The 21,418-nt window shown below is 64.0% G+C and carries 19 protein-coding genes; 8 read left to right on the forward strand and 11 right to left on the reverse strand.

What is annotated here, in order from left to right; genetic code table 11:
* Positions 1–17 precede the first annotated feature (17 nt).
* Positions 18–1,286, reverse strand: coding sequence for a flavohemoglobin expression-modulating QEGLA motif protein (locus JV241A_RS12005; protein WP_134062690.1), 1,269 nt, complete (start codon positions 1,284–1,286; stop codon positions 18–20).
* Positions 1,287–1,431: 145 nt separating this feature from the next.
* On the opposite strand from JV241A_RS12005, the gene JV241A_RS12010 reads away from it, so the two are divergent.
* Complete coding sequence (locus tag JV241A_RS12010; RefSeq protein ID WP_115089582.1) at positions 1,432–1,908, forward strand: nuclear transport factor 2 family protein; 477 nt, start codon at positions 1,432–1,434, stop codon at positions 1,906–1,908.
* Here JV241A_RS12010 and JV241A_RS12015 read toward each other — a convergent pair.
* Positions 1,905–2,606, reverse strand: a complete 702-nt coding sequence (locus tag JV241A_RS12015; protein ID WP_115089583.1) for an EthD domain-containing protein — start codon at positions 2,604–2,606, stop codon at positions 1,905–1,907. The genes JV241A_RS12010 and JV241A_RS12015 overlap by 4 nt on opposite strands.
* Before the next feature lie 220 nt (positions 2,607–2,826).
* Between JV241A_RS12015 and JV241A_RS12020 the strand changes: the two genes are divergently transcribed.
* Together JV241A_RS12020 and JV241A_RS12025 are read left to right on the forward strand one after the other, a co-directional pair.
* Positions 2,827–3,270: a nuclear transport factor 2 family protein gene (locus tag JV241A_RS12020; RefSeq protein WP_115089584.1), complete on the forward strand. Its 444-nt coding sequence runs from the start codon at positions 2,827–2,829 to the stop codon at positions 3,268–3,270.
* Positions 3,271–3,352: 82 nt separating this feature from the next.
* Positions 3,353–3,838 (forward strand): adenosine-specific kinase, encoded by a 486-nt coding sequence (locus tag JV241A_RS12025; RefSeq protein WP_115089585.1) that lies wholly within the window; start codon positions 3,353–3,355, stop codon positions 3,836–3,838.
* A gap of 129 nt (positions 3,839–3,967) precedes the next feature.
* On the opposite strand, the gene JV241A_RS12030 is transcribed toward JV241A_RS12025, so the two are convergent.
* On the reverse strand, positions 3,968–4,879 hold the full coding sequence (locus JV241A_RS12030; RefSeq protein WP_115089586.1) for a magnesium transporter CorA family protein: 912 nt from the start codon (positions 4,877–4,879) through the stop codon (positions 3,968–3,970).
* A 3-nt stretch (positions 4,880–4,882) separates the two neighbouring features.
* The gene (locus tag JV241A_RS12035) at positions 4,883–6,463 is read right to left on the reverse strand and encodes a RimK family protein (protein WP_115089587.1); all 1,581 of its coding nucleotides are present in this window, start codon (positions 6,461–6,463) and stop codon (positions 4,883–4,885) included.
* 94 nt (positions 6,464–6,557) lie between these two features.
* Between JV241A_RS12035 and JV241A_RS12040 the strand changes: the two genes are divergently transcribed.
* The gene (locus tag JV241A_RS12040) at positions 6,558–7,655 is read left to right on the forward strand and encodes a GNAT family N-acetyltransferase/peptidase C39 family protein (RefSeq protein ID WP_134062692.1); all 1,098 of its coding nucleotides are present in this window, start codon (positions 6,558–6,560) and stop codon (positions 7,653–7,655) included.
* 21 nt (positions 7,656–7,676) lie between these two features.
* On the opposite strand, the gene JV241A_RS12045 is transcribed toward JV241A_RS12040, so the two are convergent.
* Positions 7,677–8,981 carry an MFS transporter gene (locus tag JV241A_RS12045; protein WP_134062694.1) on the reverse strand — a complete coding sequence of 435 codons (1,305 nt, stop codon included), beginning with the start codon at positions 8,979–8,981 and terminating at the stop codon, positions 7,677–7,679.
* A 176-nt stretch (positions 8,982–9,157) separates the two neighbouring features.
* Between JV241A_RS12045 and JV241A_RS12050 the strand changes: the two genes are divergently transcribed.
* A complete protein-coding gene (locus JV241A_RS12050) occupies positions 9,158–11,995 on the forward strand; it encodes an AMP-binding protein (RefSeq protein WP_166675684.1) in 2,838 nt (945 codons plus the stop codon).
* Positions 11,996–12,216: 221 nt separating this feature from the next.
* Here the strand turns inward: JV241A_RS12050 and JV241A_RS12055 are convergent, their stop codons facing one another.
* The 6 genes from JV241A_RS12055 to JV241A_RS12080 are packed head-to-tail and all read right to left on the reverse strand — an operon-like array spanning position 12,217 to position 18,445.
* Positions 12,217–13,758 (reverse strand): ABC transporter substrate-binding protein, encoded by a 1,542-nt coding sequence (locus JV241A_RS12055; RefSeq protein WP_134062696.1) that lies wholly within the window; start codon positions 13,756–13,758, stop codon positions 12,217–12,219.
* Positions 13,759–13,792: 34 nt separating this feature from the next.
* The gene (locus JV241A_RS12060; protein ID WP_134062698.1) at positions 13,793–14,767 is read right to left on the reverse strand and encodes an ABC transporter ATP-binding protein; all 975 of its coding nucleotides are present in this window, start codon (positions 14,765–14,767) and stop codon (positions 13,793–13,795) included.
* Complete coding sequence (locus tag JV241A_RS12065; RefSeq protein ID WP_115089593.1) at positions 14,764–15,750, reverse strand: ABC transporter ATP-binding protein; 987 nt, start codon at positions 15,748–15,750, stop codon at positions 14,764–14,766. Before JV241A_RS12065 ends, JV241A_RS12060 begins: the two co-directional genes overlap by 4 nt.
* Complete coding sequence (locus JV241A_RS12070) at positions 15,747–16,607, reverse strand: ABC transporter permease (protein WP_134062700.1); 861 nt, start codon at positions 16,605–16,607, stop codon at positions 15,747–15,749. The genes JV241A_RS12065 and JV241A_RS12070 overlap by 4 nt, the downstream gene beginning before the upstream one ends.
* Positions 16,604–17,551 carry an ABC transporter permease gene (locus JV241A_RS12075; protein ID WP_134062702.1) on the reverse strand — a complete coding sequence of 316 codons (948 nt, stop codon included), beginning with the start codon at positions 17,549–17,551 and terminating at the stop codon, positions 16,604–16,606. Before JV241A_RS12075 ends, JV241A_RS12070 begins: the two co-directional genes overlap by 4 nt.
* Positions 17,552–17,554: 3 nt before the next feature.
* Positions 17,555–18,445 carry a proline iminopeptidase-family hydrolase gene (locus JV241A_RS12080; RefSeq protein WP_134062704.1) on the reverse strand — a complete coding sequence of 297 codons (891 nt, stop codon included), beginning with the start codon at positions 18,443–18,445 and terminating at the stop codon, positions 17,555–17,557.
* Between the two features lie 174 nt (positions 18,446–18,619).
* On the opposite strand from JV241A_RS12080, the gene JV241A_RS12085 reads away from it, so the two are divergent.
* From JV241A_RS12085 to JV241A_RS12095, 3 genes are all read left to right on the forward strand, one after another.
* On the forward strand, positions 18,620–19,381 hold the full coding sequence (locus JV241A_RS12085; protein ID WP_115089597.1) for a LuxR family transcriptional regulator: 762 nt from the start codon (positions 18,620–18,622) through the stop codon (positions 19,379–19,381).
* Positions 19,382–19,477: 96 nt separating this feature from the next.
* Positions 19,478–20,377, forward strand: coding sequence for a proline iminopeptidase-family hydrolase (locus JV241A_RS12090; RefSeq protein WP_115089598.1), 900 nt, complete (start codon positions 19,478–19,480; stop codon positions 20,375–20,377).
* A 162-nt stretch (positions 20,378–20,539) separates the two neighbouring features.
* Positions 20,540–21,400 carry a CAP domain-containing protein gene (locus JV241A_RS12095; protein ID WP_115089599.1) on the forward strand — a complete coding sequence of 287 codons (861 nt, stop codon included), beginning with the start codon at positions 20,540–20,542 and terminating at the stop codon, positions 21,398–21,400.
* Positions 21,401–21,418 lie beyond the last annotated feature (18 nt).

Raw genomic sequence — 21,418 nt, forward strand, 5'->3', positions numbered from 1 at the left:
GCGGGCGTTATACCGGCCTATGCATCGACTTCATGTTCATCTTCAACATCCATGAACCGTTGCAGGTCGAGCACATCCAGATTGATCCGGGCGATAAAGGCCGAAAAAGCAAGACCGGCGGCGAGCCGCCGCAGGTCGCTGGCCCAGGCCGGAATAAAGGTTGGCCCCACCAACCAGCCCGACTCAAACAGCGGCGCCAAGTGCAAGGTGTCGCCCAGGCTCAGGCGCCCGGCAAACAAGTGCCCGACCAGCTCCGGGCGGTTGTCGCGGATCGCTACGCGCAGCAAAGTGTGCACGCCGAGCAGCCCAGTCAGGTACGCGGCATCCTTGGTGAATGCCGAACCACCTCGCACATTGGCGCCACGGAAAATCCGCTGCGTTGAGCGCAAGGACTCTTCCGGCGACTGGCCAGCCTTGAGAAAGCCTTCGAACACCTGGATGAAGTCGGCGCCATCGAGCGCTTGCTGCACCGCGAGCACGCGCAAGGCGAGGCGCCGCAAGCGGTTGATATCCATGCTGCCGGTGAGCAGTTCAGCCAGCGTGGCAATGCCTTCTTGTGTCTGGGTGGTGCGTGGCGCCCCCAGGGCCAGGCATTTGAGGTTGGGCTGGCGCGCACCGTTCTGTGCGGTGGCCACGTGCACAAAAGCCTCGTGCTGCAGCAACTGCTGCTTGTCCAGTTCGCTGAACAAGGCACTGGCACGCAGGCGAATGCGGCTTGTCCCGGCAATTGCCTTGGCAGCCAGGCCAGGCTCAAGCTTGATGCTGATCTGGCCTGCACCAAAAAAGCGGTCCAGCTCCGGTTGCAGCCAGGCCGCAAACACATCGGCCGGAATGTCGGCAGGGCTGGGGGGAATATGGTTGCCACCCAACAGGGCGTCGGTGGTTTTCAGAAAAAAATGGGCGGCGTCCAGCATGCTCAGCTTTTGCCTGGGGTAGTAAAAGTCCGGGCGTCGGTACAGCGCCGAAGAGTACCGGGTAAATGCCGGGGTACCCATGGCCCCCAACATACGCCCGGCCGTGGCATAGCTGTGCGCGGTCCTGGCGAGAAAACGGCCCGCCGGATGCCCCTGATCGCAATGCTCGACAAAGCTGTCCAGCGCCGCGATGTCGGCGCTGTGTTCGCGCGGCCTGAACTCGACCTTGGGCAATTGCGCCTTGCCGCTACGCCATTGGGCGAGGAAAACCTCCTCGCCCCCCTCGGGCCACGCCAGAGCATCGAGTACGCGGATCTTGCGGGCCAAGCCGGGCAATGCGGCATCGAGTTCAGATAGCGACAGGGCACTCATGGCATTCACCTTGAGAGTCGAAGATCCATCGTACCAGCTTAGCCCCTGCCGGGGCGTGGAGCGTCGTAGTCCGGCCGGACGATGACGCCCGTGGGCATCGATCTATCCTGTGGGCGATCCCTCCCCAGCGACAGGAGTACCACTGATGGCCATTACCCTGGACGACATTCTCGAGATCGAGCAAATCAAGCAGCTCAAGTACCGCTACTTTCGCGCGGTTGACTGCCATGACTGGGCGGCACTGGAGGAGTGCCTGGCTGAAGACCTGACCACCGCCCTGGATAGCGGCAAATACAGCTTCAACAGCCGGGCGGCCTTTATTGGAGGGCTCAAGGCGATTCTCGACCGCCCCACGTTTCTGTGCAAACACCAGGGGCATCATCCCCAGATCGAGATCCTGGGGCCGGACACGGCCCGCGGCACCTGGTACCTGGAAGATCACGCTATCGACCTTGAGGGCGACTGGATGCTGCACGGTACCGCCTTGTACCAGGACGAGTACGTCAAGCGTGACGGGCGCTGGATAATCGTTGTGACAGGCTACCGGCGCATCTTTGAAACCGTGACGTCACCGATTCCCGCACAGCTCAAGGTTACCGCCAACCTGTTTGACCAGCGCTAAAGGCGATACTGACTGGTGGGCAGCACGTCGATCTTGTCGAAATCGATAAAGCGCGCACAGCTGTCCATCATGATCGCCAGGTTGCGCTGGAATTTTGCCTCATCGCCGACCGCGTCAAAGAAGGCCAGCGGATCGGTCATCGCCGCGGGCGGGAAGCACTCTTCGACGATGGCGTCGATGGGCGGGGCGCCGTGGGTCAGCACTTGTACCACCAGATTCTGCACGTACTGGAAGTTGTCCTGGGTATCGATGGCCACTGCCGTGTGGTGGTTGCGCCAGATGTCCAGCCAGGCGTGCGGGGTCAGGCGAGGAGGGCGAGTCAGCAGGGCGATCTGCGCGAAACCGTAGGTCCGTTCGCCGGGCGCGCAGGGAAAGCGCGTGTTGCGAATGGCTTCAGACTCACACACCAGATAGGCCGCCATACGGGCCGTTGCCTCCAGGATGAGCGTGTCAAACGGATGCCTGGCACTGGCATTGGCGCTGTCCAGCCACAGCGACAGGCTGGCATCCGGCAGAGGCCGGTTGTTCTCCTGGCGCAAACCTGCCGCGGGGGTGACGTCGGTGTCGGCCAGGTTCAGTTGCAGCCTTTGGGCACCCAGGGCCTGCAGTTGCGCGGCAAGTTCGTTGCGCAGTTGCCGGGCGAAGGTTTCGCGCGGGGTCTGCGTGTCGCGCCAGAGCAGGTAGATGACTTTTTCCATGGCGATCAAGTTCCTTCGCAGTTGTTCAATGAACGGGCGGGGTATCGACTCGAAGCCATGCTGGGGTCAAAGCAAATTAACGGAATCCTCCGAACAGACTACTGAAGCGGCGATTGGCTGACGCCTGCCCAAACGCATCGCTACAGCTAGTCCCAACAGACGATCAGCATTCGCTCGCGGCTCGATAGACTCAACTCACCCCAAGTGCGAGGTCTGCCGAATGAGCCTGGAACAACGCATTGCCCACCTGGAGGCGCTCGACGCCATTCGCCAGCTCAAGCACCGCTATTTCAATGCCTGTGACCTGAAGCAAGTGGCGGTAATCCGCGACTGCTTTGCCGAAGGCGAGATCCTGATCGACTACGGCCCGGTAGGAGTCTTTCGCGATCGCGACAGCTTCGTGGCGCTCTATCAGCAACTGGCTTGCCAGGACCGGGTGATTGACCTGCACCACGGCGCCAACCCGGAAATTCAATTGACCAGTGACGACGAAGCCCAGGGGCGCTGGGCACTGTACTACTTCAACCTGGATGGCGAGAGCGGCGCCACGCGGCAACTGGGTGGCATTTACCTGGATCGTTACCGGCGCATCGATGGGCAGTGGAAGTTGATCGAGACCTGCTTCAGCGCCCATTCCGTGGTGGTGGGACAGGCAGGTGCCTAAACGGCTGTACCTCCCCCCTGAGTAGCTAAACTTGGTCTATTGCCAGTATCTGCTACCCACATCGTGAAAGGAGGTGTTTGAGATGCAACTCATCACGTTGAAAATCGACAAGCCGGAAGCGACGAACTTCATTTTGGGCCAGACGCACTTCATCAAGTCCGTCGAGGACATCCATGAAGCGTTGGTAAATACCGTGCCGGGTATCCCGTTTGGCGTGGCCTTTTGTGAAGCGTCCGGCAAATGCCTGGTGCGCTGGTCCGGCACCGACACCGCGATGATCGAACTTGCCCGGAAAAACGCACAAGCCATCGCTGCTGGCCATAGCTTCATCATTTTTCTCGGCGACGGTTTCTATCCGCTGAACGTGTTGAACACCGTCAAGATGGTTCCGGAGGTGTGCCGGATTTTTTGTGCAACCGCCAATCCCACGGAAGTGATCCTCGCCGAGACGGAACAGGGGCGCGCAATCCTGGGCGTAGTGGATGGCTTCTGTGCCGGTGGCATTGAAGGCGACGAAGACATTTTGTGGCGCAAGGGCTTGTTGCGACAGATCGGCTACAAGTTGTGAATGAAGAGCGGGCAGGGTGGGTACACGGAGGATGCGATGAACAAATGGGCGATGTCGACTGTTCATAAGAGATCCAAACACCAGTCACGGTTTAGCTTTCGTACAGTTTTGATCCCGCGGGGCAAGTGCTTATGCCATGCGCCGCAACGCCACGGCCATGGCCCCGCCGAGTACCGCCATGCCCAGCAGCAGTGCCGGGAACGACAGCCACCAGGGCATGCCGGCGGTCATCACGCTAAACTCCGACATACCTCCGATGCTGGCCAGCAGGTTCAACGGCAGGAACACCACATTGATCAGCGTCAGATTGCGCAGGGCGTGATTCATGCCGTTGTTGGCCAGGTTTCCGCGGGCCTCGATGAGATTGGTGAAGACCTGGGCGTGGATCTTCGCCTGCTGGTAGCTCTGCTCGTTTTCGATGATCAGGTCGTTGAGCGCCTCCAACTGGTCGGGCCCGAAGCCGTGCTTCTGGCCATGGCTGCGCAGCAGCGCCAGCACGGCACCGTTGCTCTGAATCGCATTGACGTAATAGACCAGGCTCTCGCTCAAGCTGTACATCTGCACCAGGTGCTGGTTGTCCATGGTCCGGCCGAACTGCAGCTGGATCTCGCGGGCCACCTGCTTGACGATCCGCAGGTGGCCCAGGTAGTGATGCACGCTCTCGGCCAGCATCGCCATCAGCACTTCCAACGGCGTGCTCATGCCGGCCTGAAGGTCCACCCTGGCGAGCAGCGAGTTGCTGGAACAGATCACCACCAGGCGTCTTTCGCTGAGCACAACGCCGAACGACGACACGTTGAACACCCGCCCGTCGAAGCTTTCCGGGCGCTTCCAGATCAGGAACAGGTGGTCGGGCTTGATCTCGATGCGCGCCACTTCATCTGGGTCCAGAGAGGATTCCAGAGCCTGGGCGCCAACCCCTAGGCGCTCGCACAGCCGGGACTGCTCGGCCGCGTCCGGCGCAACGCACAGCCAGACGCTGGCCTGTTCCTCGGGAGCCTCAAGGAGGGCACCGTTTTCGGTGCGAAAGCATTCGATCATCGCCTACCACGCCTGGCCTAGGTGTTTGCGTTCGAGCCTCTGCACGAAGGCCTGCAGCACGCGCCGGTAAAGCTCGTCGCCCAGCACGGCGTCTTCGGTGCCGGCATCGAGGTTGGGGTTGTCGTTGACTTCGATGACCAGCACGCGGTCGCCGGTTTGCTTCAGGTCCACCCCGTACAGCCCATGGCCGATGAGCCGGGCGGTGTCGACGGCCAGCTTCACCACCTCGGGCGGCGCCTGCTCCACCGGGACCGCGCGGCACTGGCCGTTGACTTCGCCGGCCTGGGCCTTGTGGTTGTAGATCTGCCAGTGTCCCTTGGACATGAAGTACTGGCAGGCGTACAGCGCCTCTCCATTGAGTACGCCGATGCGCCAGTCGTATTCGGTGTAGCAGTACTCCTGAGCCAATAACAGCACCGAGTGCTCGAACAGCTCCTGTGCCGCCGACACCAGCGCCTGGGCATCGGCGACTTTGATCACACCCTTCGAGAAGCAGCCGTCGGGGATCTTCAGCACCAGCGGGAAACCTAAGCGGCGGCCCACTAGTTCGAGCTCCTGCGGCCGGTCCTTGTAAAGGATTTCCGTCGCCGGCGCGCCCAGGCTGTGGCGTTTGAGCAGGTCGGCCAGATAGACCTTGTTGGTGCAGCGCAGTATGGAAGAGGGATCATCGATCACCACCAACCCTTCGCTTTCGGCCTTCTTGGCGAATCGGTAGGTGTGGTCGTCCACCCGTGTGGTTTCGCGGATGAACAACGCGTCGAACTCGGCCAGGCGCGCGTAGTCCTTCTTCTCGATCAGGTCGACGTCGATGCCGAGCTGTCTGCCGTTCTCGATGAACTGCTCCAGCGCCCGGGCGTTGGACGGCGGCAGCGCTTCTGCCGGGTCATGCAGGATCGCCAGGTCGAAGCGCGCCAGGCGTTTGGAGGCGGGCTGGCGCCAGATGCGGCGGTTGAAAGCGTCCAGGGCGTCGGCGAAGAAGTGCTGCTGCTCATCGCGCAGCTTGTGCAGGGTACCGGCCTTGATGCCGGCGATTTGCCAGACATCTGCGCGGCGGAATTCCACTAGCAGGATGGGGCAGGGGAACGACTCGAACAGCTGGCGGCCGATCTCTTGCAGGGGCTCGATGGCGGTACGGCCGAAGTAAAGGGTGAGGGTGAAGGCTTCAGTGCTGCCATAGGGATGGTTGGCCAGGGCCCGCTCCAGAGTGCGCTCCAGGTCGTCAAGCCCCACGCCGTAAAGGGACTTGCGGGTCAGTTCGCTGATCGTGCGTACCGACGGGAGCACCTTGTGTCCGCGTGCCTCGGCGAGCAAGGAGCAGTAGTAGCCCTGACCCAGGTACTTGTAGTTGCGGCACAGGTTGATCACCTGTGTGCGCCCGGCCACGTCGTCGCTGTGTTCGAGGTAGTCCTGGGCAAGCATCAAGCTCTCGCTGGGCAGGTAGCTCGCCCAATCTTCCTTGCGTTCCACCAGTATCAGCAACCGGCTACCGGCGCGAAGTTTACTGGGTGGCTCCTCGTTAAGGGTTATTGTGGAAACTTCGGTTTTGGCCAATACTTCGGCCACGTTGGCTTGCACCGCTGACATGAGTATTCGATCCCTGTTGAAGAAGATGCCCCTTCAATAAATCACGGGTTTTCCGACCTGTCCCGGTTCGTTACTCAAACATTACGGTGTTGCCATGGTTTTTGATTTTCGCTTTGCATCGGTGGCCGATATCGATGCGCTGGTCGCCCTGGAGCAGGACTGTTTCACCCTCGATCGCCTGAGCACGCGCAGTTTCAACTGGATGGTGCGACGTGCCAATGCCTGTCTGATTGTCGCCGAGCAGCAGGGGAAACTGGCAGGCTACGCGCTGCTGCTGTTCCACCGCGGCACTTCACTGGCACGCCTGTACTCGATTGCCGTAAGCCCAGCCTGGCGCGGGCATGGCCTGGGCCAGCGGCTGCTGGAACAGGCCCAGGCCAGCGCGCTGCAGCGCAATTGCGCCTGGCTTCGCCTTGAGGTGCGTACCGACAACCCGGCGGCCGTCAGTCTGTACGAGAGCAATGGCTATCAACGCTTCGCCGTGGTCGACGATTACTACGAAGACCACAGCCAGGCGCTGCGCTATGAAAAGCGTATCCTGCGCAATGCGCCGGCGCCTGCCCGGCAAGTCCCGTACTACGCGCAAACCACCGAGTTCACCTGCGGAGCGGCCTGCCTGCTGATGGCCATGGCCGCTATCGAGCGCGGCCGGTCACTGCTGCGGACCGAAGAAATCCAGCTCTGGCGTGAGGCGACGACCATCTTCATGACCGCCGGCCACGGCGGTTGCAGCCCGCAGGGTCTTGCTCTCGCGGCCTGGCGTCGGGGGTTCGAGGTGCGCATGGTGCTCAGCCAGGCCGACTCGCTGTTTCTCGATGGCGTGCGCAGCGCGCAAAAAAAAGCCGTCATGAAGCTCGTGGAGGACGGTTTTGTCGAGGCGCTGAGTGAGACCGACGTGCAACAGGTCCTGGCGCCCGGCCTTGATGTGCGTTCGGCGCTGCAGGCGGGGTTCAGGCCGCTCGTGCTGATTAGCAGCTACCGCTTCACGCGTCTCAAGGCACCGCACTGGATCTTGGTGACTGGCTGCGATGATGAGTTCGTGTACCTGCATGACCCCGATGTGGACCACAGCCGCCACCGTCGCAGTCTGGATTGCCAGCACCTGCCGGTGAGCCATGCCGAGTTCGCGCGCATCAGCAGTTTCGGCAGGCAGCGGGTGAGGGCCGCCGTGTTGTTGCGCGGGCGTGGCTAATGCCAGCCAGTCAAGTGTTCATCACTGATTGAGACTCTCGGTACGGCTGACAGCTACCTGCCGCCCGCGCTCCAGGTCGACCCCGGCCAGTATCAGCAGGCCGACGACGAAATAGCTACCAGTAATCAGCATCGCCAGGCGGTGATCGCCTGCGGACAGCCAACTGGTCAGGCCGTAAGTCATGGGGCCGAGGATTGCCGACAGTTTGACCGCCAGCCCCCAGAGGCCGAAGAACTCCGCCAGCCGTGTCGGCGGCGCAAGCAGGCCGACTATCGCCCGTCCGGCCGATTGGCTGGCGCCCATGCACAGACCGGCAAGGTTGGCGGCCAGCCAGAACAGCCCGGGGCCGCGCGCGACCCAGACCAGAGCGACCATGCCCAGCCAGCCCAGCAGGGTCAGCGCCAGGGTGGCGCGATGGCCGAGGCGGTCCTGCAGCCAACCGAACAGCACCGCACCGATGGAGGCCGTGATATTCACCACTAAGATCAGCAGCAGCGTGTCTTGGGTACTGAAGCCCATGACCTGATTGGCATAGATGGCAGCCAGGGTGATCACGGCGGAGATACCGGCCTGGTAGCAGACCGTGCAGGCAAGAAAGCGCAGCAGGTCGCGATAGCGCCCGGCTTCGCGTAGCGTCTGCGCGAAGCGCGCCAGCACCGCTTGCGCGATAGGCATGTCGCCGCACACGGGCTGCGGCTGGCTGCGCTCCCGCAGGAACAGGAAGGTCGGCAGGCTGGCGACGGCGAACAAGGACGCGGTGATCAGCATGCACACCGGCACGAACTGCGCCGCAGTCTGGCCCTGCGCCTGGGCCCAGCTGACGAAGGCCAGGCAGGCGCCCAGGCTGAACAGGCCACCGATATAGCCGAATCCCCAGCCCCAGCCGGACACCTTGCCCAAGGCCTCCACACGGGCGAGTTCGGGCAGGAAGGCGGCGATCAGGTTTTCGCCGCTGCCGAAACAGAAGTTGGATAGCACGATGAAAAGAATCGCGACACCGAGTTCCCCGGGTCCTGCCAGTGCGAGTCCAGCGGTAAATACGACACAACCGACCGTACTGAACAGCAGCAGGCGTTTCTTGCAGGCGAAGGCGTCGGCATAGGCGCCAACCAGCGGCGCGCTCAGGATGATCAGGGCGTAAGAGAGGGCTATGGCGCTGGTCCAGGCCAGCGTACCCCAGGCTTCGCCTTTGGCGACCACGGCGACGAAGTAGGCGTTGAACACGGCGGTGATCACCACCGTCGTGTAACCGGAGTTGGCGAAATCAAACATCGCCCAGGCCCAGATTTCTCGGCGTGTCACTCCGGGGGCAAGGCTGGTTGGCATGGCGATCCCTCTACAGGGCTGTGGCGAGGATAAAGCCCTCGCCACAGGTGCAATGTTCGTCTCAACGTCCTTAACCGACTGGTATTGAGCCTAGCCCTGGCCCACCCTTCCTGCGAGCGTATAATGGCAATTGGCAAGGATTTATACGCAAAGTTTCCTGTCATGAGGGGCCGCCGATGTCTCGTCCGCCTCCAGACCCCCGCGCCGTTCCCCATTACGATGGGGGCGCGGAAAAATTGCTCGAAATTGTCCAGCGCACCGTGGTCGAGCTGCACCCGCAAGCGGCAGAAGGGTTGCACGTTACCTTGCACAGCGTGCTGGACCGGGACCTGGGCGTAGACAGCCTGGCTCGAGTCGAACTGTGGTCACGTATCGAGCACGAATTCGGTGTGCGCTTACCAGAACACCTGTTCGCCTCGGCGGACACCCCCGCCGATGTACTGCGCGTGCTGCACAGCCGTCATGGCGCCGAGGCCGTCCGTCCGTTGCCCGCCAGCGACGCTGGCGAAGCCCTGACAGCAGCAGGGCAGACGCCGGACGCCGCGCGGACCCTGATCGAGGTACTGGACTGGCATGTGCGTCATCAGCCGCAGCATCTCCACGTGCGCCTGCTAGGTGAACGTGACCAGCAGGAAGCGATCAGCTATGGCGCCTTGCACCAGGGCGCCCTGGCCGTTGCCGCAGGGCTGCAACGCAGTGGCTTGCGGGCCGGTCAGACCGTGGCCCTGATGCTGCCCACAGGCCGCGACTTTCTCCAGGGTTTTCTCGGCATCCTGTTGGCCGGTGGGGTGCCGGTGCCCATCTACCCACCGCCGCGCCTGTCGCAGATAGAGGAGCATCTGCGCCGCCAGGCCGGCATCCTGCACAACGCCGAGGCCAAAGTGCTGATTACCGTGACGCAAGCGAAGCTGCTCGCCCGCCTGCTCCGGCCGCAGGTCCCGAGCCTGGTCCGTATCGCCAGCGTGGCCGAGTTGATGGGTGAGGGGGGCGAGTGCGTCACACCGTTGCGGCAACCGGGTGACATCGCCTTCCTGCAGTACACCTCGGGTAGCACTGGCCAGCCCAAGGGCGTGATGGTCAGCCATGCCAATCTGCTGGCCAATCTGCGCGCCATGGGCAGGGCGCTGAAGGTGGGCCCGCAGGACGTGTTCGTCAGCTGGCTTCCCATGTACCACGACATGGGCTTGATCGGTGCCTGGCTGGGCAGCCTGTATTACGGCTACAACCTGGTGCTGATGTCACCGCTGGCTTTCCTGGCACGGCCGGAGCGTTGGCTATGGGCCATCGATAGCTTGCGCGGCACCTTGTCGGCGGCGCCCAATTTCGCCTACGAACTGTGTCTGAACAAACTCGCTGACAGTGACCTCGAGGGCCTGAACCTGAGCAGCTGGCGCCTGGCCTTCAACGGTGCCGAACCGGTCAGTCCGGATACCTTGCAGCGCTTTACCGAGCGCTTCGTACGCTACGGCCTGGCGCCCACGGCGTTGACGCCTGTCTATGGGTTGGCCGAGGCCACGTTGGGCGTGGCCTTTCCTCCCTTGGACCGAGGGCCGCTGATCGACCGGGTGCAGCGAGAGGCGTTCCAGACCCGTGGCACTGCACTGCCCGCCGAAGCGGACGCCAGCGCAACGCTGCGCTTTGTCTCCAGCGGCCGGCCGTTGCCGGGGCATCAGATTCGCATCGTCGATGGTCGCGGGGTCGAACTCCCCGAGCGCAGCGAAGGTCACCTGCAATTCAGTGGGCCATCTACCACCGGAGGCTATTACCGTAACCCCGAAGAGACCCGCCGGGTGTTGCGCGATGGCTGGATCGACTCGCTCGACTTCGCCTACATGGCCGCTGGTGAGGTCTACCTGACCGGCCGCGCCAAGGATCTGATCATCCGGGCCGGGCGCAACATCTACCCCTACGATGTCGAAGCGGCGGTCGGCAACTTGCCCGGTCTGCGCAAAGGCTGCATTGCGGTGTTCGGCAGTCCTGACCCGGCCACCGGCACCGAGCGCCTGGTGGTGCTGGCCGAAAGCTACGAGAAGGAAGCTGCCGCGCGGCAACGCCTGCAGCAGGAGGTCAACCGCATCGTGGTCGACCTCACCGGAGTGTCGCCCGACGATATCGTGCTGGCACCGCCGCATAGCGTACTGAAAACCTCCAGCGGCAAAATTCGCCGTGCTGCCAGTCGTGAACTGTATGAGCGCGGTGAAGTAGGCCGGCCACACCTCGCTGTGTGGCGCCAGTTGCTGCGCCTGGTGCTGCAGGCCGTACGCGGGCATTTCAGTCGCAGTTGGCGGAGCGGCCGCACGGCGCTATATGCCGCTTACATCTGGCTGCTGTTCTGGCTGGTCACCCCACTGACCTGGCTGGGCGTCGCGCTCCTGCCGCGCCAGCGTTGGTGCCGCAGCTTTACCCGCGCGGCCGCACGGCTGTTCGTGTGGTTGACGGGTGTGCCGTTCAGCGTCACGGGGCTGGAGCACCTGCCTGAGTCTGGGGCGAGCGTACTGGCCGTAAACCATGCCAGCTACCTCGACGGTGTCATTCTCTGCGCGGTCCTGCCGCCGCGATTCAGCTTCGTTGCCAAGCGCGAACTGGCTGGACAGTGGGTCGCCGGCCGGTTCCTGCGCAAGCTCGGTGCCCGCTTCGTCGAACGCTTCGACCTGCAGCGCAGCGCTGCGGACACCGGGCCCCTGGCCGAGGCGCTAGAGGCTGGCCAGCCGCTGGTGTTCTTTCCCGAGGGAACCTTCACCCGCGAGCCGGGCTTGCGAACGTTCCACATGGGCGCCTTCGTGCTCGCCGCGCGTACCGGCGTGCCGCTGCTGCCGGTCGCAATCCGCGGCACGCGCAGGGTGCTGCGTGACGGTCAGTGGTTCCCGCGTTACGGTGCAATCCACGTCAACGTCTGCTCCCCGCTGTTGGCGCAAGGGCCGGACTGGACGGCGGCAATCAAGCTGCGGGATACGACGATAGCGATGCTGCTAGAGCATCTGGATGAATCGGAACGCGCCCAGCGCGCAGGATAGGCGACTACTTTGCTGTCGTCGTCAGTCCAGAGCCGGTGATAGCGTGGCACACGTCAAAAGCTAAACTGGATTGGATCAATCATCACCGACACAAGCTGACCAGGGCGGCTGCAGGTGCCGAGCAATAGCACACTCCAACACCCTGGCCACCACCTGATCAGGTCCAACGAGCCTCTGGACAGCCAACACCGTGACGGTTGCAAGCCCCAGTATTGGCGGCTTCAGTTTTGCGCGGTTTTTTCACCGGCTTCCAGTTTCACTGTCTCTTCCAGGGTGAAGCGCCCCAGCGGGTTTTGCAGGAAGTTCTGGATATTGCTGCGCGAAATATTGATGTAGGGGCTGTAGTACAGATCGATCCAATGGACATCCTGTTTGGCCTGTTTCTGTAGTGCCTGGTAAATCTGCTTGCGTTTGCTCGGGTCGATCTCCACCCGGGCCGCGGCCACCAGGTCCTTGACCTTGTCGTTGTGGTAGCGGGTCATGTAGTTCATGTTGGTGTCGTGACCGAGCACAAAGGTGGTCTTCTGGTCCGGGTCCAGCACGTCGTTGGTCCAGTACATCACCGACAGGTCGTAATCGCCATCGACCAGCATCTGCCAGCTCTGGGTCGGGTCGACCTTCTGCAGGTTGGCGGTGATGCCGACATCGGCCAACTGCTTCTGCACCAGCACGGCGATCTGCTCGTCGGCCTCGTTGCCGGCGTTGACGACATAGTTGACCTTGAGCCCCTCGGCGCCAGCCTTCTTCAGCAGCTCGCGGGCCTTGGCCGGGTCGAAGGGGCGTTGTAGGTTGTTGGCGTTGTGATAGAGCGCGCCCTTGGGAATGTACGAATAGGCCACGTCGCCGTGGCCGAAGGTCACTGTGTCCACCAGGGCCTTCTTGTCGATCGCCAGGTCGATAGCCTCGCGCACCTCGACCTGGCCCAGCAACCCCTTCTCGTGGTTGATCAGCAGGTGGTCCTCACGGGTCGACGGGTCGATGTGAATGGTCAGGCTCGGGTCCTTGCGCAGGGTATCGACACGGGAAAAGGGCACGAAGATCGCCGAGTCCAGTTCGCCGGCCTGGACCTTGAGCATGCGGGTGTTGTCGTCGGGGATGGAGATCCACTCGACGCCATCCAGGCTGACCTTGTCGGCCTCCCAGAAGTGCGGGTTCTTTTCCAGGATCACCCGGTCACCGCGCAGCCACTCCTTGACCTTGAAGGCACCGGAGGTCACCGGCTCCTGGGCGTAGGCGTCCTCGCCGATCGTGTCCATGGCCTTTTTCGACAGGATCGAGACGTTGGCGGTGGCCAGTTGCGAGAGGAACGGCACCGACTTGCTCTTCAGGGTCACCACCAGGGTGCGCTCGTCCGGGGCGTCGGCCTTGTCGATGATTTTGTAGGAGTCGGCCCACAGCGAGCCGGGGTTGTCGCGGATGCGCAGCAGGGAGAACGCCGCATCGCCGGCGCTCAGTGGCGAGCCATCGGAGAACTTGGCTTCGCGGATCTTGAAGGTGTAGGTCAGGCCGTCGTCGGAGACCTTCCAGCTTTCGGCCAGGCCCGGGACCAGCCGGGTGCCGCTGTTGTCGACCCGGATCAGCACGTCGTAGACGTTGGCGAAGACCCAGCTGTCGCGGTTCTGTGCGCTCTTGATCGGGTCGAAGGTGGTGCTCTCCTCACGGCAGCCGATGGTCAGCACGCCGGCTGCCAGGGTTGTGCCGGTGGCCAGGGTGCTGGCGGCCAGGACGGCGGCGGTGAGTAGCTTCAATGCTGTGGGTTTCATGCTCAAGCTCCGTTTGATGGTCATGGTTGTTGTGTCAGTACGGCGGTCGCGGATGGATGCAGGCATGGCGCCGGGCACCCTGTGAGTGGCTGGGCGGCGCGGTTTCGCTGCAGGTGGGCAGCGCCTGCGGGCAGCGTGGGTGGAAGGCGCAACCCGACGGCAGGTGCAGCGGGCTCGGTGGCTCGCCGGCCAGGGGGCGTTCTGGCAGGCGGCGGGCCGGGTCGATGTCGGCGATCGACTGGATCAGCGCGGCGGTGTAGGGGTGATGGGGCGCGTCGAACACCTCGTCCACCGGGCCTTCCTCGACAATCTGCCCCAGGTACATCACCGCCACCCGGTCGCACAACCGGCGCACCACGCCCAGGTCGTGGGTGATGAACAGCAGCGCCAGGCCCATACGTTCGCGCAGCGTCAGCAGCAGGTTGATGATCTGCCCCTGGATCGACACGTCCAGGGCGGCGACGCATTCGTCGGCGACGATCAGCCGCGGCTCGATGGCCAGGGCTCGGGCGATGCCCACCCGTTGGCACTGGCCGCCGCTGAGCGAGCCGGGCTTGCGTGCGGCCAGCCCGGGGTGCAGGCCGACCAGCTCGAGCAGTTCGTCGACCCGCGCCGGGATCCGCTCGGCGGGCACCTTGCGCTGCACCTGCAGGACTTCGGCGAGGATCTGGCCGATGCGCTGGCCTGGATTGAGCGCGCTGTACGGGTCCTGGAAGATCATCGCAGTCTCGCGGCGCAGGCGGGCGATATCGACCTTGCGGCCCTGGGTCATGTCGATGCCGTCGAACAGCACCTGCCCGGCGGTGACCGGGTTCAGTTGCAGGATGGCCCGGGCCAGGGTGCTCTTGCCGCAGCCTGATTCGCCCACCAGGCCGAGGGTCTGGCCGGCGGCGAGAGTCAACGAGGCGCCGTTGACCGCGTTGACTTTGCGCGGGCGCAGGCCGAACAGGCCGCCGCCGGCGGCGGAAAACTGTACATGCAGGTCCTTGACCTGCAACAGCGTGGTCATGACAGGCCTGCAGCCAGCAGCGGGGTGTGGCAGGCCAGGCGGTGGCCGGGGCCGCTCTCACGCAGCTCCGGCAGCTGCTCCCGGCATAGCGGCAGGGCCTGGGCGCAGCGCGGCTCGAAGCGACAGCCCGGGGGCAGGGCATCGAGCAGGGGCGGTTGCCCGGCAATGGTAGTCATCAGCCGCACCTGGCGTTGCGCCGCGGGGTGGCAGGCCAGCAGCCCGGCACTGTACGGATGGCGTGGATGGGCCAGCAACTGGTGCTTGGCGCCGTGCTCGCAGAGACGTCCGGCGTACATCACGGCGATGCTGTCGCAGGTCTGCGCCACCACCCCCAGGTCGTGGCTGATCAGGATCATCGACAAGCCGCGACGGTCACGCAGCTCCAGCAGCAGGCGCAGGATCTGCGCCTGCACGGTGACATCCAGGGCCGTGGTCGGCTCGTCGGCGATCAGCACTTTCGGGTTGCAGCCCAGGGCCACGGCGATCATCGCCCGCTGGCGCATGCCGCCGGAAAACTCGTGAGGGTAGTTGTCCACCCGGGCTTTCGGATCGGGAATGCCGACCTGGCGCAGCACTTCGATGGCCTCGGCCCGAGCCTCGCGGCGCGAGGCGCCCTGGTGCAGGCGGATGCCCTCGGCGATCTGCTCGCCGATGCGCATCAGCGGGTCCAGGTGGCTGCTGGGGTTCTGGAAGATCATGCCCAGCTCGCGTCCGCGTAGGCGGCGCATGCCGGCCTCGTCCAGTTGCAGCAGGTCGTGGCCCGCCAGGTGCACGGACTTGCCCTCGATCCGCAGGTTCGGCGAGGGCAGCAGGCGCATGAGGGCACGGCAGGCCAGGGTCTTGCCCGAGCCGCTTTCGCCCACCAGACCGAGGATCTCGCCCTGGCCAAGGTCGAAAGACAGGCGCTCGACCAGGGTGATCTCGCGCGGGCCGTTGCGGGCGATCACGCTCAGCTCCCGGACCTGCAGCAGCGGTGTGCTCATGAGCGGTCTCCAAGGCGTTCGGCGACGCCATCGGCCAGCAGGCTGAAGCCCATGGCCAGGGTCACCACGGCCAGGCCGGGGAAGGTGCAGATCCACCAGGCGATGGTGATGAAGCTCTGGCCCTCGGCCACCATCGAGCCCCACTCAGGGGTCGGTGGCTGCACGCCAAGGCCCAGGTAGCTGACGGCGGCGCCGTTGAGCAGCACCAGTACCGCGTCCGACATGCAGAACACAACCGAGCCGAACAGGGCATTGGGCAACAGGTGGCCGAACAGCGTGCGCCGGTGGCTGAAGCCCAGGCTTCTGGCGGCCAGGGCGAAGTCGCTTTCCTTGAGCACGAGGATCTGTGAGCGGATCAGCCGTGCATAGGACACCCAGCCGACCAGGGCCATGGCGATATAGAAGCTGCCAAGGCCCGGGCCGAGAATGGCCATGATCGCCAGCATCAGCACCAGGAAGGGGAAGGCCAGGACGATGTCGATCAGGCGCATGCAGGCGTTGTCCAGCAAGCCGCCGATGTAGCCGGAAATGGCGCCGATGCAGGTGCCCAGCAGGAACGGGAAGATCACCCCGATCAGGGCCATCTGCAAGTCGGTGCGCGCGCCCCAGATCACCCGCGACAGCACGTCGCGGCCGAAATTGTCGGTGCCGAAGGGGTGCGCCAGGCTGGGGGCGGCCAGGCGCAGCTCGCCGTTCTGCATCAGCGGGTCGAACGGGGCGATCCATGGTGCGCACAGCGCCAGCAGGCACCAGCCGAGGACGATGGCGAGGCCGCAGTACAGGGTCAGGCGACCGTTGCGCAGGTTCCAGCCCAGGCGCCAGCGGAGGGAAAGCGTGGGGCTGGGACTGTGGCTCATTGGATCTTCACCCGCGGATCGAGGGCGGTGGTCGCCACGTCGGCGATGAAGTTCACCGCGACCGTGGCACAGGCCAGCACCATGGCCACGCCCTGGACCACCATGTAGTCGCGGGTGAAGATGCCGCGCACCAGCAACTGGCCGATGCCGGGCAGGGAGAACAGGCTTTCGATCACCACGGTGCCGCTGATCAGCCAGCCGATGTTGACCGCCAGCAGGTTGATCGTCGGCACCATGGAGTTGGGCAAGATGTGCCGCCGCAGCAGCGCGCCTTCGCCAAGGCCGCGGGCGCGGGCCGCGGTGACGTGGTCGGCCTGCATCTCCAGCAGGATGCTGGCCCGCAGGTTGCGCACCAGTACCGCCGAGAGCGCCAGGGCGATGGTCAGGCAGGGCAGCACCAGGTGATGCAGCTTGTCGGCCCAGGTCCGGCCATAACCGGACACCGGGAACAGCCCCCAGTGCACGCTGAACAGCAGGATCAGCATCAGGCCCAGCCAGAAGGCCGGCAGGCCCAGGCCGGCGGTGGTGAACAGGCGGATCAGGTTGTCGGTCCAGCCGCCCTTGTTACGGGCGGCGAGAATGGCTAGCGGCACGGCGATGAGCAGCGCCAGCAGCACGCTGCCGAGCACCAGCATCAGGGTGGGCTCGATGCGGCTGGCGATCAGGGGCAGGGCGTCGATCTTGTACAGCAGCGATTTGCCCAGGTCGCCGTTGAGCAGGTTCTTCAGGAAGTACAGGTACTGCACCCAGATCGGCTCGTCCAGGCCAAACTGGGCACGGATCTTCTGAATCGCATCCGGAGTGCTGCGCGCACCCAGCAGCACCCGCGCCGGATCGCCCGGAATCGAACGGACCAGCACGAAGGTGATGATGCTGATACCCAGCAGCACCGGCAGCAGCTGCAACGGACGGATCAGGACGAACCGGTAGCGTGCCAGGTTCATCGATCAGCCCCGGTTGCGCTGCAGGAAATCCAGCAACACCGGGAAGTAGGCTTGCGGCTCTTCGTAGAACGGCATGTGGCTGCTGTTGGGGAACACGTGCAGCTCGGCCTGGTCATGCAGTGCCAGTTTCATGCGCAGGGCGCAGGCGGGGGACAGTTCGTCGTGCTGGCCGGTGGTGATCAGGACCGGCATTTGGAACTCGCGCATTTGCTCCAGGCGGTTCCAGTCCTTGAGGTTGCCGATATAGAGGAATTCGTTGGGCCCCTGCATGGTGGTGTAGGGGCCCATGTTCCAGTCGCCCAGCGAGCGTTTGACCGGCGCCGGCCACTCGTCGAGGCGGCACACGTGACGGTAGTTGAGCAGGGTGATGGCTGCCTGGTACTGGGGATGATCGAGGTTCCCCTGGGCCTCGTAGCGCTGCATCATCGCCACGGTTTCGCTGCCCAGGGCACTGCGCAGGCGTTCCAGTTCGCTGATCAGGTGCGGGATGTCGCCGACGGTGTTTTCCAGAATGAGGCTTTTCAGCGACTGCGGGTGGTGGATGGCGTATTCGATCGCCAGCCAGCCGCCCCAGGAGTGCCCCAGCATATGCACGCGCCCCAGGTCCAGGGCCTGGCGGACCTGCTCGACCTCGGCCACGTAGCGGGTGATGTTCCACAGGCTGTCGTCGTCGGGGCGGTCGGAGGCACCGGTCCCCAACTGGTCGAAGGCGACCACGCGGATGCCCTTGTCCTTGAGCCAGGCATGGGCATCGCGAAGGTAGTCGCAGGGCAGGCCCGGCCCGCCGTTGAGGCACAGCAGTACCTCGTCCCCTTCGCCAAAGCTGTACACCACGAGATTGTGGCCATCGACCGATACGTTGAACTGCTGGTCAGGTTGCATCTCACGCCACATCGCTACTCTCCTGTTGGCCATGGCTTACAGCTATACCCTGCACAGGAGAGTGCGCCGCCTACAAGCTAGTATTTCTTATAGGTTTTGTCTGGCAGTCCCGCGCCGAGCCGTGGCATTCTACTCGGCGGACTTCAAGATGGAAATCCAACAGGGTATACACAGGGAGTGTAAGGAATGCAGGCCAAGCTGGCTGATCTCCATACCCGTCTGGCGTCGGACAGTAACCTGGACGAACAGATGGACAGCGTCGCCGAGCTGGCGGCGCAACTGGGCTTCGATGCCCTCGTGTACGACTACAGCCCGGTGCCGCTGGATCACCTCGGCGAATTGATCACCCCCGCCGTGGTCAGGCTGCGCCAGACCCCGAGGGATTGGCAGGACCTGTGGTGCTCCGATGGCTTCTACCAGATCGACCCGGTGCAGCAACTGGCCGTTTCCTCCATCGCGCCGTTCGCCTGGTCGTACCTGCCCAAGGGCGAGACGGTCCTGCAGCGCCTGATCGATCGCCGCCATGCGCCGGTGGTCGGTTACCTGCTCGATGCGCAACTGGCCTGCGGCGTCACCGTGCCCATCCACCTGCCGCGCGGCGGGCTGGCGACCCTGACCGGCCTGCGTCCCCAGGCCAGTCAGCGTGACCTGGACGATGCCCGGGAACACCTCGCCGACTTCAGCCTGATTGCCCATGCCTTGCAGGAGGCCGCCTATCCCTTGCTGGGCAAGGAGGCCGCCAGCCGCGCCATCCGCCTGACCCGCCGTGAGCTCGAGTGCCTGCGCTGGGCTGCCGAAGGCCTGACCGCAGCGCAGATCGCCGAGATGCTCACCCGCTCGCTGGCCACGGTCTCCCTGCACCTGACCTCGGCCATGCACAAGCTGGGGGCGAAGAACCGGGTCCAGGCGGTCGCCCGGGCAGTGCACTACCGTCTGCTCGACAATTGAGTGGTAAAAAATCCGAAAACCTAGAGAACTCTCTAGTTATGCCTCGTCGTGCGTAGCGATATTGTGTGCTTCACGATTCGCACGGAGCCGGATGAAATGGAACTCATCAAATCGCATGAAGGTTTTGCCCCGTTCGGCGACTATCAGACCTGGTACCGCGTCACGGGTGACCTGGATGGTGGTCGCACCCCGCTGGTCATCCTGCATGGCGGGCCGGGCTGCACCTACGATTATGTCGATGCCTACAAGGATGTCGCGGCCGGTGGCTACCCGGTCATCCACTATGACCAGCTGGGCAATGGCCGTTCGACCCACCTGCCGCAGATGCCGTCGTCGTTCTGGACGGTGAAGCTGTTCATGGAAGAGCTCGACAACCTGCTCGAGCACCTGGGTATCAGCGACCGCTACGCCCTGCTGGGCCAGTCCTGGGGTGGCATGCTGGCCAGCGAGCACGCGGTGCAGCGCCCGGCGGGCCTGCGTTGCCTGGTGATCGCCAACTCGCCGGCAGACATGCGCACCTGGGTCAGGGAGGCCAACCGCCTGCGCGAGAAGCTGCCCAAGGACGTGCAGGCCACACTGCTGCGCCATGAAGCCGTGGGCGACTACACCGCCGCCGACTACATTGCCGCCACCCGGGTGTTCTACGATCGTCACGTGTGCCGCCTGAACCCCTGGCCGGACGAGGTGGCCCGCACCTTCGCCCAGGTCGATGCCGACCCGACCGTGTACCACGCCATGACCGGACCCAACGAGTTCCACATCATCGGCAGCACCAAGGACTGGAGCATCGTCGACCGCCTGCCGCAGATCAACGTGCCGAGCCTGCTGATATCAGGACACTATGACGAAGCCACGCCGCTGGTGGTCAAGCCGTACTTGGACCTGATCCCGGGCATCCGCTGGGCATTGTTCGAGAACTCCAGCCACATGCCCCATGTGGAGGAGCGGGTGGCCTGCATGGGTACAGTGGTCAAGTTCCTCGACGAGAGCCTGTAGCGTTCGCGACGCGCACCATGCCAGTGTCCAGACGGTTGGCGATCGCGCCAGCCGGCATTAAATTTGTACCGTTTGCTCGTGAACCTTGTGTTGAGGATCGCAGTCTTAGCCGAGCCATTTTTTCGGCATTACCGCTGTCATCCCATCAGAGCCGTTCGCCCCATGCGCCAAGCCGTCCGCTGCTCCCGCTTTGTCTCGCTCTGCCTCATTCCTTTGTTCCCCCTGCTTGCCAGCCCCGCCCATGCCAGCGGGGAGAGGCAACTGGTGGAGGCCATCAACGACTACCGCGCCCAGCCCCAGCGCTGCGAGAGGCGCGTGGTTCGGGGCTCGACGCCGCTGGCGTTGAAGTCGAACCTGGCGTTGCCGATCGGCTATAGCGGTGGTTTGCGGGAAAGGTTGAAGGCTGCCGGCTATCAGGCGGTGACGGTGCGAACCATCCGCCTGGTCGGCGCGCAAGATGCCGAGGAGGCCTTTGACATGCTCCAGAGCGACTACTGCGCAGCCCTGCTCGATAACCAATTTGCCGATATCGGCGTCAGTCGCGCCCGCAGCGAGTGGCGGGTGGTGCTGGCGCGCCCCTTGCTCGATGCTCAGCTTGGCGACGGGCGATCTGCGAGCAACGCGTTGCTGGCGCAGGTCAACGCAGCACGGGCGAAGCCGCGCCAGTGTGGTCGCCAGCGCTTCGCCGCGGCACGTCCGTTGACCTGGAATACTGCCTTGGGGACGGCGGCGCAGAGACACAGCCGGGCGATGGCCAACGGCAATTACTTCGCGCATCGTGCCCCCAACGGCGACTTGCCGGCAGACCGGGCGTGGGATGCCGGCTACCGTGGCCGTCAGATCGGCGAGAATATCGCCGCAGGGCAGGGCTCACCGAGCAAGGCGATGGCAGGCTGGCTGGCCAGCCCCGGGCATTGCGCCAATCTGATGAACCCGATGTTTACCCAAGTGGGCGCGGCCTATGCTGCGAACTCGCGTAGCGATGAGGGCGTGTATTGGACGATGCTGTTCGGCGCGCCTTGAGGGAGGGCGAGCCCCTTT

The sequence above is a fragment of the Pseudomonas sp. JV241A genome, from assembly GCF_900275665.1.
Lineage (GTDB): Bacteria > Pseudomonadota > Gammaproteobacteria > Pseudomonadales > Pseudomonadaceae > Aquipseudomonas > Aquipseudomonas wadenswilerensis.